1 protein-coding gene is annotated in these 261 nt (G+C 52.9%); it reads right to left on the reverse strand.

The annotated features are described in order from the left end of the window. The coding region (locus QP140_RS10045; protein ID WP_284759514.1) for a BCCT family transporter at positions 1-261 on the reverse strand (261 nt) is incomplete at both ends.

Consider the following 261-nt stretch of genomic DNA (forward strand, 5'->3'; position numbering starts at 1 on the left):
TCGCGATAGAAGGTCAGCGGCTCAGCGACACCGTAGAACATCAGACCGATGCCCATACCGGCGGCGAACATCATCGCAATCCAGCTAGGCGTGGAAAACTCTGGTTTCTCGTTGTCCTTGCCCAAGCGGATGTGACCGAACTTGGAAATCGCGATGGACACAATGAAGAAGACAAAGACGGTACTGGCCAAGATAAACAGCCAGCCGATGTTCTCCACGACCCAGTTCAGAGAGCTAGATGCAAACGTCGAGAAACTATCC

Origin of the sequence: Corynebacterium sp. UMB9976, from assembly GCF_030212265.1 — a bacterium.
In the GTDB taxonomy this organism is placed as follows: domain Bacteria; phylum Actinomycetota; class Actinomycetes; order Mycobacteriales; family Mycobacteriaceae; genus Corynebacterium.